This is a genomic window from Streptococcus mitis (assembly GCF_946190065.1).
GTDB lineage: Bacteria > Bacillota > Bacilli > Lactobacillales > Streptococcaceae > Streptococcus > Streptococcus mitis_DE.
This window is the reverse complement of record NZ_CAMHZD010000011.1, coordinates 36026-51026: the sequence shown is the minus strand read 5'-3', so window position 1 is coordinate 51026 and position 15001 is coordinate 36026. Positions and strand designations below refer to the sequence as shown.

The 15001-nt window shown below is 38.3% G+C and carries 16 protein-coding genes and 1 pseudogene; 3 read left to right on the top strand and 14 right to left on the bottom strand.

What is annotated here, in order from left to right; translation table 11 throughout:
• Positions 1 to 40 precede the first annotated feature (40 nt).
• The 5 genes from rplI to OCF96_RS06260 all read right to left on the bottom strand — a co-directional run bounded on the left by rplI (position 41) and on the right by OCF96_RS06260 (position 5184).
• Positions 41 to 493 carry a 50S ribosomal protein L9 gene (gene rplI / locus OCF96_RS06280; RefSeq protein ID WP_000864214.1) on the bottom strand — a complete coding sequence of 151 codons (453 nt, stop codon included), beginning with the start codon at positions 491 to 493 and terminating at the stop codon, positions 41 to 43.
• On the bottom strand, positions 490 to 2463 hold the full coding sequence (locus tag OCF96_RS06275) for a DHH family phosphoesterase (protein ID WP_261446708.1): 1974 nt from the start codon (positions 2461 to 2463) through the stop codon (positions 490 to 492). The genes rplI and OCF96_RS06275 overlap by 4 nt, the downstream gene beginning before the upstream one ends.
• Positions 2464 to 2598: 135 nt before the next feature.
• Positions 2599 to 3147 (bottom strand): ribosome hibernation-promoting factor, HPF/YfiA family, encoded by a 549-nt coding sequence (hpf, locus tag OCF96_RS06270; protein WP_004255322.1) that lies wholly within the window; start codon positions 3145 to 3147, stop codon positions 2599 to 2601.
• Positions 3148 to 3226: 79 nt separating this feature from the next.
• Positions 3227 to 3889: a ComF family protein gene (locus OCF96_RS06265; RefSeq protein WP_084926951.1), complete on the bottom strand. Its 663-nt coding sequence runs from the start codon at positions 3887 to 3889 to the stop codon at positions 3227 to 3229.
• Entirely contained in the window at positions 3886 to 5184 is a 1299-nt protein-coding gene (locus tag OCF96_RS06260) for an ATP-dependent helicase ComFA (RefSeq protein ID WP_084926950.1), read from the bottom strand. The genes OCF96_RS06265 and OCF96_RS06260 overlap by 4 nt, the downstream gene beginning before the upstream one ends.
• Before the next feature lie 56 nt (positions 5185 to 5240).
• Between OCF96_RS06260 and OCF96_RS06255 the strand changes: the two genes are divergently transcribed.
• The 3 genes and pseudogenes from OCF96_RS06255 (at position 5241) to cysK (ending at position 7055) form a co-directional block, all read left to right on the top strand.
• Positions 5241 to 5876, top strand: coding sequence for a YigZ family protein (locus OCF96_RS06255; protein ID WP_045605292.1), 636 nt, complete (start codon positions 5241 to 5243; stop codon positions 5874 to 5876).
• A 15-nt stretch (positions 5877 to 5891) separates the two neighbouring features.
• Positions 5892 to 5987: pseudogene (locus OCF96_RS06250) on the top strand (PH domain-containing protein); the annotation flags it as partial.
• Between the two features lie 141 nt (positions 5988 to 6128).
• Positions 6129 to 7055 carry a cysteine synthase A gene (gene cysK / locus OCF96_RS06245; RefSeq protein WP_000029886.1) on the top strand — a complete coding sequence of 309 codons (927 nt, stop codon included), beginning with the start codon at positions 6129 to 6131 and terminating at the stop codon, positions 7053 to 7055.
• A 120-nt stretch (positions 7056 to 7175) separates the two neighbouring features.
• Here the strand turns inward: cysK and tsf are convergent, their stop codons facing one another.
• The 9 genes from tsf to pgsA form a co-directional block, all read right to left on the bottom strand.
• Complete coding sequence (tsf, locus tag OCF96_RS06240; RefSeq protein WP_261446707.1) at positions 7176 to 8216, bottom strand: translation elongation factor Ts; 1041 nt, start codon at positions 8214 to 8216, stop codon at positions 7176 to 7178.
• A gap of 78 nt (positions 8217 to 8294) precedes the next feature.
• On the bottom strand, positions 8295 to 9074 hold the full coding sequence (rpsB, locus tag OCF96_RS06235) for a 30S ribosomal protein S2 (protein ID WP_000268459.1): 780 nt from the start codon (positions 9072 to 9074) through the stop codon (positions 8295 to 8297).
• Positions 9075 to 9298: 224 nt separating this feature from the next.
• Complete coding sequence (pcsB, locus tag OCF96_RS06230) at positions 9299 to 10549, bottom strand: peptidoglycan hydrolase PcsB (RefSeq protein ID WP_261446706.1); 1251 nt, start codon at positions 10547 to 10549, stop codon at positions 9299 to 9301.
• A 93-nt stretch (positions 10550 to 10642) separates the two neighbouring features.
• On the bottom strand, positions 10643 to 11137 hold the full coding sequence (gene mreD, locus OCF96_RS06225) for a rod shape-determining protein MreD (RefSeq protein WP_084928711.1): 495 nt from the start codon (positions 11135 to 11137) through the stop codon (positions 10643 to 10645).
• Positions 11137 to 11955: a rod shape-determining protein MreC gene (gene mreC / locus OCF96_RS06220; RefSeq protein WP_261446705.1), complete on the bottom strand. Its 819-nt coding sequence runs from the start codon at positions 11953 to 11955 to the stop codon at positions 11137 to 11139. The genes mreD and mreC overlap by 1 nt, the downstream gene beginning before the upstream one ends.
• 59 nt (positions 11956 to 12014) lie before the next feature.
• On the bottom strand, positions 12015 to 12809 hold the full coding sequence (locus OCF96_RS06215) for an energy-coupling factor transporter transmembrane component T family protein (protein WP_084928709.1): 795 nt from the start codon (positions 12807 to 12809) through the stop codon (positions 12015 to 12017).
• Positions 12802 to 13641, bottom strand: coding sequence for an energy-coupling factor transporter ATPase (locus OCF96_RS06210; RefSeq protein ID WP_261446704.1), 840 nt, complete (start codon positions 13639 to 13641; stop codon positions 12802 to 12804). The genes OCF96_RS06215 and OCF96_RS06210 overlap by 8 nt, the downstream gene beginning before the upstream one ends.
• Positions 13626 to 14453, bottom strand: a complete 828-nt coding sequence (locus OCF96_RS06205; protein ID WP_261446703.1) for an energy-coupling factor ABC transporter ATP-binding protein — start codon at positions 14451 to 14453, stop codon at positions 13626 to 13628. Before OCF96_RS06205 ends, OCF96_RS06210 begins: the two co-directional genes overlap by 16 nt.
• A complete protein-coding gene (pgsA, locus tag OCF96_RS06200; RefSeq protein WP_020900979.1) occupies positions 14450 to 14995 on the bottom strand; it encodes a CDP-diacylglycerol--glycerol-3-phosphate 3-phosphatidyltransferase in 546 nt (181 codons plus the stop codon). Before pgsA ends, OCF96_RS06205 begins: the two co-directional genes overlap by 4 nt.
• Positions 14996 to 15001: the final 6 nt, after the last annotated feature.

Below are 15001 nucleotides of genomic sequence, written 5' to 3'. Positions count from 1 at the left end.
ACTTCCCTTCCTTTTACAATCTTGTCAAGAAAGTGTAAATTTACCCTTCTTTCACACGAAGATTGATCACACTTGTGATATCTTGATAGATTTTCACTGGTACATCAATCAAACCAACTGCTCGAATCGGAGCTTGTACTTGAATATGACGTTTATCAATCTTAATTCCAAATTGCTTTTGCAGTTCTTCTGCAATCTTCTTATTGGTAATAGAACCAAAAGTACGGCCATCTGGACCAACCTTTTCAACAAATTCTACAACCGTTTCTTCTGCTTCTAGTTGGGCTTTAATTGCTTTTGCTTCTGCAATCATCTCAGCGTGAGCTTTTTCTTCGGATTTTTGTTTACCACGAAGTTCACCTACAGCTTGAGCAGTCGCTTCTTTTGCTAGGTTCTTTTTGATAAGAAAGTTTTGCGCATACCCTGTTGGTACTTCCTTAATTTCTCCTTTTTTACCTTTTCCTTTGACATCTGCTAAAAAGATTACTTTCATTCTTCTTTCTCCTTTTCCTTTATTTCATTTAATACAATTTCTGTCAGTTTTTCACCTGCTTCTGACAAGGTTAAATCCTTAATTTGAGCTGCTGCTAAATTAAAGTGGCCTCCACCTCCCAGCTCTTCCATAATCCGTTGTACATTCAATTTACTACGACTTCGAGCTGAGATAGAGATAAATCCTTGTGTATTCTTCGCAAGAACAAAACTCGCTTCAATACCTGACATAGCTAACATGGCATCTGCTGCCTTACTAATAACAACTGTGTCATAGCATTTCGAGTCCTTAGCCTCTGCTATGAGTACATCTGAACCTAATTTACGCCCCTGTAAAATAAGTTCGTTGACCTCACGATATTCTTCAAAATCTGTCGCAGCCATTTCTTGAATAGCAATACTATCACTTCCGCGCGTTCTGAGATAGCTAGCAACATCAAATGTTCGACTGGTTACTCTAGAAGTGAAATTTTTAGTATCCAGCATCATACCAGCCATCAAGACACTTGCTTGCATACGAGTCAGACGATTCTTCTTAGAATTTTGGAACTGAATCAATTCTGTTACCAACTCACTGGCACTGCTTGCACCACTTTCGATATAAGTGATAACTGCATTATCTGGAAAATCCTGATCCCGTCTGTGGTGGTCAATAACGATGGTTTGGGTAAACAAATCATAAAAATCTTTTGATAAAGTTAAGGCTGTCTTTGAATGGTCTACAAGAATCAACAAAGAACGATTGGTCACCATCCCCATTGCATCCTTAACAGACAACAACTTTGTAACGCCTTCTTTTTCTAAGAATGAAACAGCTCGTTCAATATCCGGAGACATTTGTTCTTCGTCATAAAGAGCATAACTATTTTCAGTCACATTACTAGCAAATAACTGCATACCTACAGCAGAGCCCAAAGCATCCATATCCAGATTTTTGTGACCAACTACAAAAACCTGATCCACACTCCGAATCTTATCTGAAATAGCTGTCATCATAGCACGCGTACGAGTTCGTGTACGCTTGATTGACGCAGCAGACCCACCACCAAAATAAACGGGATTTTTCGTTTCGTCATTCTCCTTGACAACCACTTGGTCGCCACCACGCACTTCAGCCAAGTTCAAGTTGAGCAATGCAACTTTCCCGATTTCATCGTGATTTCCATCACCATAAGAAAATCCCATACTTAAGGTCAAAGGCAACTGTCTCTGTTTCGACTCTTCTCTGAATGCATCAATCACAGAAAATTTATCATTCATCAATCCCTCAAGCACTGTGTAGTCCGTAAATAGATAAAAGCGGTCCATACTCACTCGACGAGAGAACATGGCATGCTTCCCAGCAAATTCTGAAACAAAATTGGCTACAAAACTATTAATATGACTGATATCAGACTCCGATGTTTCATCTTCTAAGTCATCATAGTTGTCAACGGAGACAATCCCAATAACAGGTCTACTCGTAACTAACTCAACAGTCGCTTCGTATTCTCCAGACACATCAAAGAAGTAAAGAACTCCAGATACCTTGTCCATATGAACCGAATAACGGATCTCACCTAAGGTTGCATAAGAACCTGGATTCCCCACAGACGCCTTTATAATTGTTTGAATTAATGCAACATCAATCTCGCCCACTTCATTAGTCAAAATCAATTCAGCGTAAGGATTGAACCATTCAACTTCACCTGACGATAAGTCTAGTTTAATAACTCCGACAGGCATCTGTTCTAACAAGGTTGTCAAACTATCTTCAGCTTGGTGGTTTACATACTGGATTTGTTCTACTTCACTCTTTGAGTAGTAGTCTCTCTGATGGATGAATAGTAAAATATATGAACCCAAAATAAGTAGCAAAAGAAATAGCGTTACCAGTGTATTCGTTACAAAAACAAGTTGCACAGATAGCACTCCGAACGCCACTATTCCTAATATTAAGGGGAAAATAGGACTTACATAAAATTTTTTCATTCCAAACCTCTTGGCACCCATTATACCATAATAACCACCAAAAAGCGACTTTTTAAAAGTGTAATCAGTAATTCTATCAATTATAAGAAAAAGGAGGTTTACAATTCAGTAAACCTTCCTTTACACATATTGAAATTAAGATTCTTTAACTTCTAACAAGCCAATCTCGCCATCCTCACGACGATAAATCACATTGGTTGTCTGATCTTCAACATCCACATAGATAAAGAAATCATGTCCCAACAAATCCATCTGTAGAATAGCTTCTTCCAAATCCATTGGTTTTAAATCAATTTGTTTTGAACGAACCACTCTAGATTGGACAACATTTGTATCTTCCACCAAAGCATCTGTAAATAATTGACTAGTTGCTACCTTGTTTTTATTTTTACGCTCGATTTTTGTTTTATTCTTACGAATCTGACGTTCAATTTTATCGGTTACAAGGTCTATTGAACCATACATATCTTGAGACACATCTTCTGCACGAAGAGTAATTGATCCAAGTGGAATCGTTACCTCCACTTTAGCCGTTTTTTCACGATACACCTTCAAGTTAACTCGAGCATCCAACTCTTGTTCAGCTTGAAAATACTTTTCGATCTTTTCGAGTTTAGAAACTACATAATCACGAATTGCTTCTGTTACTTCTAGGTTTTCACCACGGATACTATATTTAATCATATGAGTACCTTCTTTCTAAACATTTTTGTTTTTCTGATTTCATTATAACGCTTTCATTTTATTTTTGCAAATTTTTTCCTCATCTTACAAGGGAAAATGTTTTCACATCCTCAGCACCAGTTTCTTCCAACAGTTTCTTCACACGATTTATAGTTGTTCCAGTAGTATAAATATCATCTATAAGTAGGATTTTTTTAGGAATAGTGACTCCACTTTTGACAAAGAAAGGAAGTTCTGTTGCCAAGCGTTCTGAACGATTTTTAGAAGAACTAGCCCGTTCTTCTCTCTTCTCTAGTAAGTCTTGAAAAGAGAACCCTGCTGCTTCAACTAAACCTTCAACCTGATTAAATCCCCTCTCGAGCAATCTTTCAGGACTTAGGGGAATGACGACAAATTGATACTCTTTGTACTTTTTTAACTCCTCACTTAAAACTGAAGCAAAAACTTTTCTTAAAAGGAAGTCTCCATCAAACTTATACCGACTGAAAAAATCCTTCATAGCTTGATTGTAAATAAAAATCGCTCTATGACTGACTTCAACTCCTTCTTTACACCAAAATTGACAATCTTGACACTTTGTTGACAATTCTGTTTTCATACAGTTTGGACAGTACTCTTCTCCAATTCTCTCAAAAGTAGAATCACAATCTAAACAAAGACAGGAGGCATCATTCTTCAGAAGTAAAAGACTACTGAAAGTTAAAACAGCCTTCATAGTCTGCCCACATAATAAACACTTCATAGACCCGCCTCCTTATTCATCTGTTGAATTTCCTTAATTGCCTTTTTGATTGAAGTATTTAACCCGTCATGGAAGAAAAGCAGATCTCCTGTCGGTCTATCCATGCTTCGTCCAACTCGTCCACCAATCTGAATCAAACTAGATTTGGTAAACAGACGATGGTTGGCTTCTACTACAAAAACATCTACACAAGGGAAGGTAACTCCACGCTCCAAGATTGTCGTACTGATAAGTATTGTCAGTTCTCCATCTCGAAAAGCTTGTACCTGCTCTAATCGATCTTCCGTAACTGAAGACACAAAACCAATTTTCTCATGCGGAAATTCCTTCTGTAAGACTTCTTTTAATTGCTCCCCTTTCTTAATTTCTGAAGCAAAAATGAGTAACGGATAAGCTGTCTTTCTCTGCTTCTCAATATAAGACTTTAGCTTTGGTGACAACCGACTTTTCTCTAAACAGTGATTAAAATCTGATAACCAGACAGGTTTAGGAATAATCAAAGGATTTCCATGAAATCGTCTTGGTAAACTCAATCGTTTTAATTCTCCGATGCGAACCTTCCTATCTAACTCATCTGTAGAAGTTGCTGTTAAAAAGATTCTCAAGCCATTCTCCTTTACACTATTCTTGACAGCATGGTAAAGCGTGGAATTGTCAACATAAGGAAAGGCATCTACTTCATCCACTATCAGCAAATCAAAAGCTTGATAAAACTTCAATAACTGATGGGTCGTCGCAACAACTAGTGGTGTTCGAAAATACGGCTCTGATTCTCCGTGTAGTAAAGATATCTTGCAAGCAAAATCATCTTGCAGGCGCTTATACAGCTCCAAACAAACATCTATGCGAGGACTAGCCAAGCATACTACCCCACCCGCATTGATCACTTTAGCTACTACTTGATAAATCATTTCTGTCTTTCCAGCTCCTGTTACAGCGTGAACCAAGGTTGGTTCCTGCTTGTCTACTGCTTGAATCAATCCCTCTGACACCTTTTCTTGAAAAGGAGTTAATTGACCACGCCATTTAAGAACATCCTGTTTAGGAAAATCCTCCTGTGGAAAATAGTATAAAGCTTGGTCACTCCTGACTCGCTTCATCAGCAAGCACTCTCGACAATAGTAAGCACCGATAGGCAAATACCACTCCTCTGGAATAATACTATTACAACGTTGACAGAAAAATTTCCCCTTCTCCTTTCTCATTGCTGGAAATTTCTCCGCCAACTGACGTTCCTCTTTAGTTAATTCATTCTCCGTAAACAACCGACCGAGATAATTTGGATTTACTTTCATACTTCTTTATTCGTAAAAATCTAGCGCTTTAGATGATTTTTTAGTACAATTAAATCATGGAATTTAGAACAATTAAAGAGGACGGACAAGTCCAAGAAGAAATCAAAAAATCCCGCTTTATCTGTCATGCCAAGCATGTTTATAACGAAGAAGAGGCTCGTAACTTCATTACTGCCATCAAGAAAGAGCACTACAAAGCTACGCATAACTGCTCTGCCTTCATTATTGGAGAACGTAGTGAAATCAAACGTACAAGTGATGATGGTGAGCCCAGTGGTACTGCTGGAGTTCCCATGCTTGGGGTACTAGAAAATCACAATCTTACTAATGTCTGTGTGGTAGTGACACGCTACTTTGGTGGCATTAAACTAGGCGCTGGAGGATTGATTCGTGCCTACGCAGGTAGTGTCGCCTTAGCTGTCAAAGAAATTGGCATCATTGAAATAAAGGAACAGGCTGGCATTGCTATTCAAATGTCTTACGCTCAGTACCAAGAGTACAGTAACTTCCTTAAGGAACATAATCTCATGGAACTGGATACAAACTTTACAGATCAAGTCGATACGATGATTTATGTTGACAAAGAAGAAAAAGAAACTATTAAAGCTGCGCTTGTAGAGTTTTTTAATGGAAAAGTCACTTTAACTGATCAAGGTTTACGAGAAGTTGAAGTTCCTGTAAACTTAGTGTAAATAAAGGAGAAAAATATGGCATTTGGTAAATTCATTCAAGGACTCGCTGGTAACTTTAGCGAGCAAAACAAAGAAACTCTTATCAAAGAATATGGACAATATCTACTAGAATTAGCCTATCACAATCGCTTAAAAATTAATGGCTTAGACTTGTGATATAAAAAAATCCTATCGCTTCGATAGGATTTCTATATTTTACAAATGGTATAGATAGCGTTATACTAGAAATATCTTATACAAAGAGGTATCCATATGTCTATTTATAACAACATTACTGAACTAATCGGACAAACACCGATTGTTAAACTCAATAACATCGTGCCAGAAGGTGCTGCAGACGTTTATGTAAAGCTTGAAGCATTTAACCCTGGTTCATCTGTAAAAGATCGTATTGCCCTTAGCATGATTGAAAAAGCTGAACAAGACGGTATTCTAAAACCAGGTTCTACTATTGTCGAAGCAACAAGTGGAAATACTGGTATTGGACTTTCATGGGTAGGTGCTGCTAAAGGGTATAAAGTTGTCATCGTTATGCCTGAAACGATGAGTGTAGAACGACGTAAAATTATCCAAGCTTATGGTGCTGAACTCGTCCTAACTCCTGGTAGCGAAGGAATGAAAGGTGCTATTGCTAAGGCCCAAGAAATCGCTGCTGAACGTGATGGTTTCCTCCCACTTCAATTTGACAATCCAGCTAATCCAGAAGTACACGAAAGAACAACAGGAGCTGAGATACTAGCTGCTTTCGGTAAAGATGGATTAGATGCCTTTGTTGCTGGAGTTGGTACCGGTGGAACAATTTCTGGTGTTTCTCATGCACTCAAAACAGCAAATTCAGGTATTCAAGTTTATGCAGTAGAAGCAGATGAATCTGCTATTCTATCTGGTGAAAAGCCTGGCCCTCACAAAATTCAAGGTATCTCAGCTGGATTTATTCCTGATACACTGGATACAAACGCCTATGATGGTATCGTTCGTGTAACGTCAGACGATGCTCTCGCACTTGGCCGTGAGATTGGTGGAAAAGAAGGATTCCTTGTTGGTATTTCTTCAGCTGCAGCTATCTATGGAGCAATTGAAGTTGCTAAGAAATTAGGTACAGGTAAGAAAGTCCTTGCTCTAGCACCAGATAACGGCGAACGTTATTTGTCTACAGCACTCTATGAATTTGAAGTGTAGTCTCCTAAATACACTCAGCCCTTATAATAGGGCTTTTTATTTATACCTTAAAATAGAAAACTCTCCCTATAAGAATCTACTGAATAGAAAAAAGGAAGCAATTTAGCTTCCTTTTTATTATTAGTTATTCAAGGCTGCTGCCATTGTAGCTGCAACTTCAGCTTCGAAGTCGTTTGCAGCTTTCTCGATACCTTCACCAACTTCAAAGCGAGCGAACTCAACTACTGAAGCTTTGACTGATTCAAGGTATGCTTCAACTGTCTTGCTGTCATCCATGATGTAAACTTGTGCAAGAAGTGTGTAAGCTTGGTCAACTTTAGTGTTGTCAAGCATGAAGCGATCCATTTTACCTGGGATGATTTTGTCCCAGATTTTTTCTGGTTTGCCTTCTGCAGCCAATTCAGCTTTGATGTCAGCTTCAGCTTGGGCGATCACTTCATCAGTCAATTGTGATTTTGAGCCATACTTCAAGTGTGGAAGAGCTGGTTTGTTAACCATTGCACGGCTTTCATTGTCTTGGTCGATTACGTGGTTCAATTGTGCCAACTCATCTTTAACGAATTGCTCATCCAATTCTTTGTAAGAAAGAACTGTTGGTTTCATCGCTGCGATGTGCATTGACAATTGTTTAGCAAGTGCTTCGTCTCCACCTTCAACAACTGAAATAACACCGATACGTCCACCGTTATGTTGGTAAGCTCCAAAGTGTTGTGCATCTGTTTTTTCAATCAATGCAAAGCGACGGAATGAGATTTTTTCTCCGATAGTTGCTGTTGCAGATACGTATGCAGCTTCAAGAGTTTCACCTGAAGGCATTGTCAAAGCAAGTGCTTCTTCATTATTAGCAGGTTTTCCTTCAGCAATAACTTTAGCTGTAGTATTTACCAATTCAACGAATTGAGCGTTTTTCGCAACGAAGTCAGTTTCAGCGTTTACTTCAATAACTGCTGCAACATTACCGTTAACATAAACACCAGTCAAACCTTCTGCAGCAACACGGTCAGCTTTCTTAGCTGCCTTAGCCATACCTTTTTCACGAAGCAATTCAATCGCTTTTTCGATGTCACCGTCTGTTTCTACAAGCGCTTTTTTAGCGTCCATAACACCGGCACCAGATTTTTCACGCAACTCTTTTACAAGTTTAGCTGTAATTTCTGCCATTTTGATTCTCCTATATTTTTTAAAAATAGGAGAGCCGGGCTAAGCCCCGCCCTCCTAGGTAATTACTATTTATATAAATTAAGCGTTGTCGCCTTCTACAACTTCAACGATTTCTTCGATTGAATCTGCTTGAGCTTCTGAAGCTGCAAATTCTGCTTCAACTGCTGCTGCATCTTCACCTTGACGTCCTTCGATGATAGCGTCAGCCAATTTAGCTGTGATCAATTTAACAGCGCGGATAGCGTCATCGTTAGCTGGGATGATTACATCGATATCATCTGGATCTGTATTTGTGTCAACCATCGCTACAACTGGGATTCCCAATTTTTTAGCTTCTTTAACAGCGATTTGCTCTTTATGTGGGTCAACTACGTACATTACGTCTGGAATACGAGGCATATCTTCGATACCACCCAAGAATTTTTCAAGACGTGCACGTTGTTTGTTAAGAAGTGCAACTTCTTTCTTAGGAAGAACTTCGAAAGTCCCATCTTCTTCCATGCGTTTGATTTCTTTCAAACGAGCGATACGTTTTTGGATTGTTCCCCAGTTTGTAAGAGTTCCACCCAACCAACGGTGGTTGATGAAGTATTGACCTGAACGTACTGCTTCTTCAGCAACTGCATCAGCTGCTTGTTTCTTAGTACCAACGAACAATACAACTGCATCATTAGCTGCTGCATCACGCATGAAATCGTAAGCTTGGTCAGCGTATTTTACAGTTTGTTGTAAGTCGATAACGTGGATTCCGTTACGCTCAGTGAAGATGTACTTAGCCATCTTAGGGTTCCAGCGACGAGTTTGGTGACCAAAGTGTACACCAGCCTCAAGAAGTTGTTTCATTGAAATTACTGCCATGAGTATTTCTCCTTTTTGTTTTTTTCCTCTTCTTGACTTCAACTCGCAAAACGACCCAAGGGCAACTGTTTCACAATTCATCAAGAATGAGTATTATCGTTCACACGACAAGTTTCATTTTACCATACTTTTTCAATATTTTCAAGCCATTTTAATAGATTTTTAAAGCAGGTAACTATATAAATCATAAAAGAGACTCAAATCGAGCCTCTTTGTTTCATTCATTAGTTTGGATAGATATATGTTACAAAACCTTCTGAAGTTGTAGTAGGATTGAACCATCCACGTTTATTTCCGATTGTACGATTTCCACCATAGTTTGATTCAGATACTTGGATACTTGTTGATGATGAAACAGCTGTAACCACGGCTACGTGTCCATATCCACCATCATTCCAACATGCAATAGCACCAACTTGAGGTGTAGATCCTGTACGGAATCCTGCTGCAGCTGCACTTGTAGCCCACTGCGCTCCATTACCCCAATAGTCTCCTGCCCAAGGTGCCAATGTCTTAGCTCCCCATGTACACTCACCAGTTGGATAACTTGAAGCGTTAGTACTGTATGTTGGATGATGTTTTACTGGTGCAGGAGTGTAGCTTGTTGATTCTGTTGAAGCACTGCTTGAAGATGATTCAGACGAACTAGATTCAGATGAACTTGATGATGAAGAAGTAGTAGATACTGCTTGAACCTGCGCTGTAAAAGTTGTATTTCCAGAAGCAACTACTGTTTGTTGTTGACTTGCTTGTTTAGCTTTGTAAGCTGCTTCTGCTTCTGCAGCTGCTTTAGCTTCTGCTTCTGCTTCTGCTTTTTTCTCAAGTAAACTTGCTTTTTCATCCTCTGCAGTAGCCTTTTCAGCAGCAAGATTCAATTCTGCAGCTTTCAACTCAGCTTGTTTTGTAGTTAATGATTGAGCATCATCAGCTAGTTTTTGCTGATTTGCAATAACTGTATTAATTGCATCATTGTTTGCTACTTGTTTTTCAGAAATAGCTTTTTTATCTGCTTTTTGTTGTTCCAACATTTTGTTGTTTGCAGACACGATTTCACTCATTGCAGCAACACGTGAGATAGCTTCTGTAATTGATTTTGAATTTACAATTGTATTGATGTAGTTTGTTGCAGCTCCATTTGTTTGAGCGCTACGAGCTTGTTTTTGCAATGAATCATTACGAGATACAATATTCTTAGAAAGTTCTGTAATTTCACCCTCAAGCTTTTTAGATTCTGCTTGTAGTCTATCATTTTCAGATTGCAAGTTTGATTGCTCTGTTTGAATAGCAGATACTTGCTCCTGAATTTGATCAACTTGTTTTTGGGCTTCTTGTTGTTGTGCTGTTAAGTTACTAATTTTATTATCTTGAGCAGCAATTTTGTCATCAGTAGTTTCTGCATGCGCAGTTGTTAAAACAGCTACTTGAGAAACCAATACTGTACTTAATAAAAGTGACGCTAAGATTTTTTTCTTCATATTTCGTAAATACTCCTTCTTTTAAAGACAATACTAGTATACCAAAAAAAGGCCTAATGAATATTACGCCTTTGTTACATTTTTATTTCTTTCTTATAGGTAAAATTTTTCAAAAATAAACTGAAAAATAATCATCCATATAAGGTTCAAAATCATTGATGGCACTAAACTATAGACTATAAACAAAGACATACTATCCACAGTTAGACCTACTACTATTGCAAGTATATAAGCTCCCATCTCAAATAGAAAAGTCATGACAATAATTGCCAACATTCTCGTCCAACGATTCAATAAAATAACACTATTAAATTTATGGAGAAATGCCCCCAACAAGACGAATAACAGAGTCGCAATCCCTACCAAGTGGAAAAAGTAAATATCATAAACCAAACCCACTACAAAACAATAGGCTAAATAGAGATACTCTGATACTTCAATCGTCTCAAATAAGAGAAACAAAAATAGAAAATGACTGGCCAACTGCACGTGGGGAAAAAACGAGCCCAGAAGCTGACTAATATGGGCATCAATTAGAACAAAGAAAGGAAGCAATAAAAATACTCCAACCCGCTTCAACTGTCTCATTATGAATTCCCCACTAATTCTATCACATTCACATTATGAGTATCTGCACTCAATTTAACAGTTACTTCTCGTGTCAAATAGTCCGTACTATGCGTTGTGGCAACCACTTCACCAACTGGAATATCCGCAACATTAAAGTTTCCTAATCCACCAGTGGTCACCTTATCGCCCGCACTAATATCGCTATTACTATTTAATTGGCTAATTTTAAGAACCTCATTTTCCTTGTCATAACCAACAATAATCCCATAAATTGTAGTAGAACCATGTTGAATTTTAACAGAAATCTTATCAGCGTTTTCCGTATTTGTCAGAAGGTTGACCATAGTAGAGTTCTCTTCCACTTTTGAAACACTCCCAATCAAACCACCATTTGCAATGGCTAACATGTTCTCAGAAGCTCCTTTTGATTTGCCTACATCCAGGGTCAACTCCTGCTTCCAAGATACTGGAGAACGCATAATAACATCTGATGCCAAAGTCTTTGTGGCTTGTAACTTGGACTTCATATCAAGCAGTTGACGCAGTTGTTCATTTTCCGTCTTTAAACTTTCCGCCTCATTTGATTTAACTTCTAATTGGTAAATCTGTTTCTTCAAACTTTCATTTTCATTATAAGTTCGTGTCAAATGAGCCAAATCTGATTTGACAGAATCAAACCACTGAAAAGGTTTTTGCACAACTCTATCAACCAATGAGATTCCATCGCCTAATTTTGTCACAATTGTACTTGAATAAGTCGTCGCTAAGAGAGCTGACACAAGCAGAACAGTGACAAAAACAATAATGACATATTTTGATTTTTTAAAACGGTTCATATCCCTACCTTTATATCAAAAACTGTTACAGTAACTTTTAAGCAATTCTTTAAAATCTACTAAGATTTTAAGAAAAATAAGCAACAACCAAGTACGATAATAACAAGGATTGCTAGCGTATCCTTTCGAGTCCATTTCAGTTGTCGATATTGACTTCTGCCTTTTCCACCTTGATACCCACGCGCTTCCATAGCGATAGCCAAGGAATCCGCACGTTTTAAACTTGTCGCAAAAAGAGGAATCAAAATGGGAATCATAGCCTTCACCTTTTGAACAATGCTTCCTTCTCCAAAGTCCACTCCACGCGCTTTCTGTGCATTCATAATCCGCGTCGTATCATCCATTAATGTCGGAACAAAACGCAGACTCATAGATAGCATCAATCCAATTTCATGAACTGGAACTTTCACACGCTTTAAAGGTGCTAACAAAGCTTCGACAGCTGAGGCCAAACTTAAGGGCATGGTCGTTAAGGTTAACAAAGTTGAAAAGAAAATAATCAATACAAAGCGACAAAAAATAATTCCAGCTTGTTGCAATGCATAATCCGTGATTCTCACAAACGAAAACTCAAATAAAACATTCCCATTAGAAATGAAAAACAGTTGAAAAATAGTTGTGAAGGCAATCAAGAAAAACATAGATTTCAAGCCCTGAATAAAAAATGAAAGAGATACTCCTGACAAGGCAATAAATATCCCTGTCGCTATAAAAAGAATTAGATTCGTCAAGGGATTATTAGCCCAAAACACAATCAAAATCAGTAGCATCATAGCAAGCAATTTGCTACGTGGATCCAAGCGGTGAACAATCGAATCACCTGGGATATAACGCCCCAAAATCATACTATCCATTTAGCGACTCCTTGAACTCCTCTATCTTAATCGGTAATCGTTTAAATGACACGCCTCTATCAGCCAATCGTTTACAAAAGGCTGTAATTTTAGGTACTCCCAACTGCACTCCTTCCATGAAGACAACATCTTGAAAGACATCACTCGGTCTACCAAACTTAACTAAACGTCCCTTTTCCATCACATATACTTGATTAGCATATTCAGCAACATCATCCATCAAATGCGTTACCAAAACAATAGTCATCCCTGACTGGTGGAGTTTTTTGAACAAATTCATCAACTCTTTTCTCCCCAAGGGATCTAAGCCTGCTGTGGGCTCATCTAAGACTAATATAGCTGGCTCCATGGCAAGTATGCCTGCAATTGCGACACGTCTCATTTGTCCACCTGACAACTCAAACGGACTACGATCAAAAAGTGATTCATCAATTCCAACCAAAGCCAGTTTCTCACGCGCAATCTGCTCCGCATCTTCTTCAGAAACTCCAAAATTTTGCGGTCCAAAAGCAACGTCCTTCAAAACTGTTTCTTCAAAGATCTGATTTTCAGCAAACTGAAATACCAAGCCAACCTGTTTTCTAATTTGACGAATATCTTTATTTTTAGAATTCGAGGTGATTAAGGTATCAAATACCCGCACACTGCCTGCACTTGGTACCAATAAACCATTTAAGAGTTGTAAAATAGTCGATTTCCCGCTACCTGTATGTCCAATTAAGGCCGTATAAGAACCATCTTCAATCGTCAAAGAAACATCCGACAAAGCTGCTGAAGCTAAAGGAGTCCCTTCTTGATATGTAAAACTCACATTTTCTAGAGCAATTCCCATAGCTTATCCTCTAGCTCACTTTCTGTCAAATAATTTCCAGGCAAATCATAGCCATTCTGGCTCAAAGAATGTTTTAATTGATTGGCAAAAGGGTCGTCTAATCCAATTTGATCTAAATCATTTCGAGAGAAAAGCTCCCTTGGACTACTAGTTGATTCAATTGACCCTTTTTTCATGATCAACACACGATCACTCATGGCAACTTCTTCCAAATCATGTGTAATGGAAATGACCGTCACATCATAGTCTTTCCGAATTCCTTTTACTGTCTCAATCAGTTCTCTACGTCCCTCAGGATCCAACATACTCGTTGCTTCATCTAGGATTAAAATAGCTGGTCTTAGGGCTACAACACCTGCAATAGCCACACGTTGCTTTTGGCCACCTGATAGACGCGCTGGCTCTCTCTTTTTAAAGTCCAACATGCCAACCAAATCCAGAGCTTCTTCCACTCTCTTTTTCATTTCTTGACGAGAAAGTCCCTGATTTTCCAAACCAAAGGCAACATCATCTTCAACAGTCGCTCCAACAAATTGATTGTCTGGATTTTGAAAAACCATACCGATTTGACGACGTATATTCCAAACATTTTCCTCAGTCAGCCGTTGGCCATCAATTACAATCTCTCCGGAGTCTGCTTCCAGTAAGCCATCAATTAAGCGAACCGTCGTTGATTTACCACTACCATTATGCCCTACAATCGAAAGCCATTCTCCACGTTTCACGTGAAACGTAATATCCTTCACATCGTAATATTCCTGACTTTCCTTATAGCGAAAAGAAAGATTTTTTACATCAATTATTGATTTCATTTCGAACCAAATGTCCCTTTAAATACATAGGCACTACCCTTGAAATAATCATAGCCAGAGTAGATAGTGAAAAACAAGGCTACATAAAGTAGAACTTGGCCAATCAAAGTCCAGTGTAATAGCAAGAAAATAATGGCAAACATCTGACTGAAAGTTTTAATTTTTCCAGGCATTGCTGCTGCTAAAACCGTCCCACCAGTTTCAACCAATAAAAGCCTTAAACCTGTCACAGCCAACTCACGACAGATAATCACTGCAACAATCCAAGCCGGAGCCATACCTAACTCAATCAGCATAATAAAAGCCGACATAACTAGTAACTTATCCGCCATAGGATCTGCAAATTTACCAAAATTACTGACCACATTCCATTTACGAGCTAAATATCCATCTAAATAATCGGTAATACTGGCAATAGCAAAGATAATAGCTGCTACTATATGACTCTCTATCGAATTTCCTACCGTTAAAATAAAGATAAAAATAGGTATAAAAAGAATTCGACCTATTGTTAAGAGATTTGGAATTTGTTCTTTTTTCATTCGTTT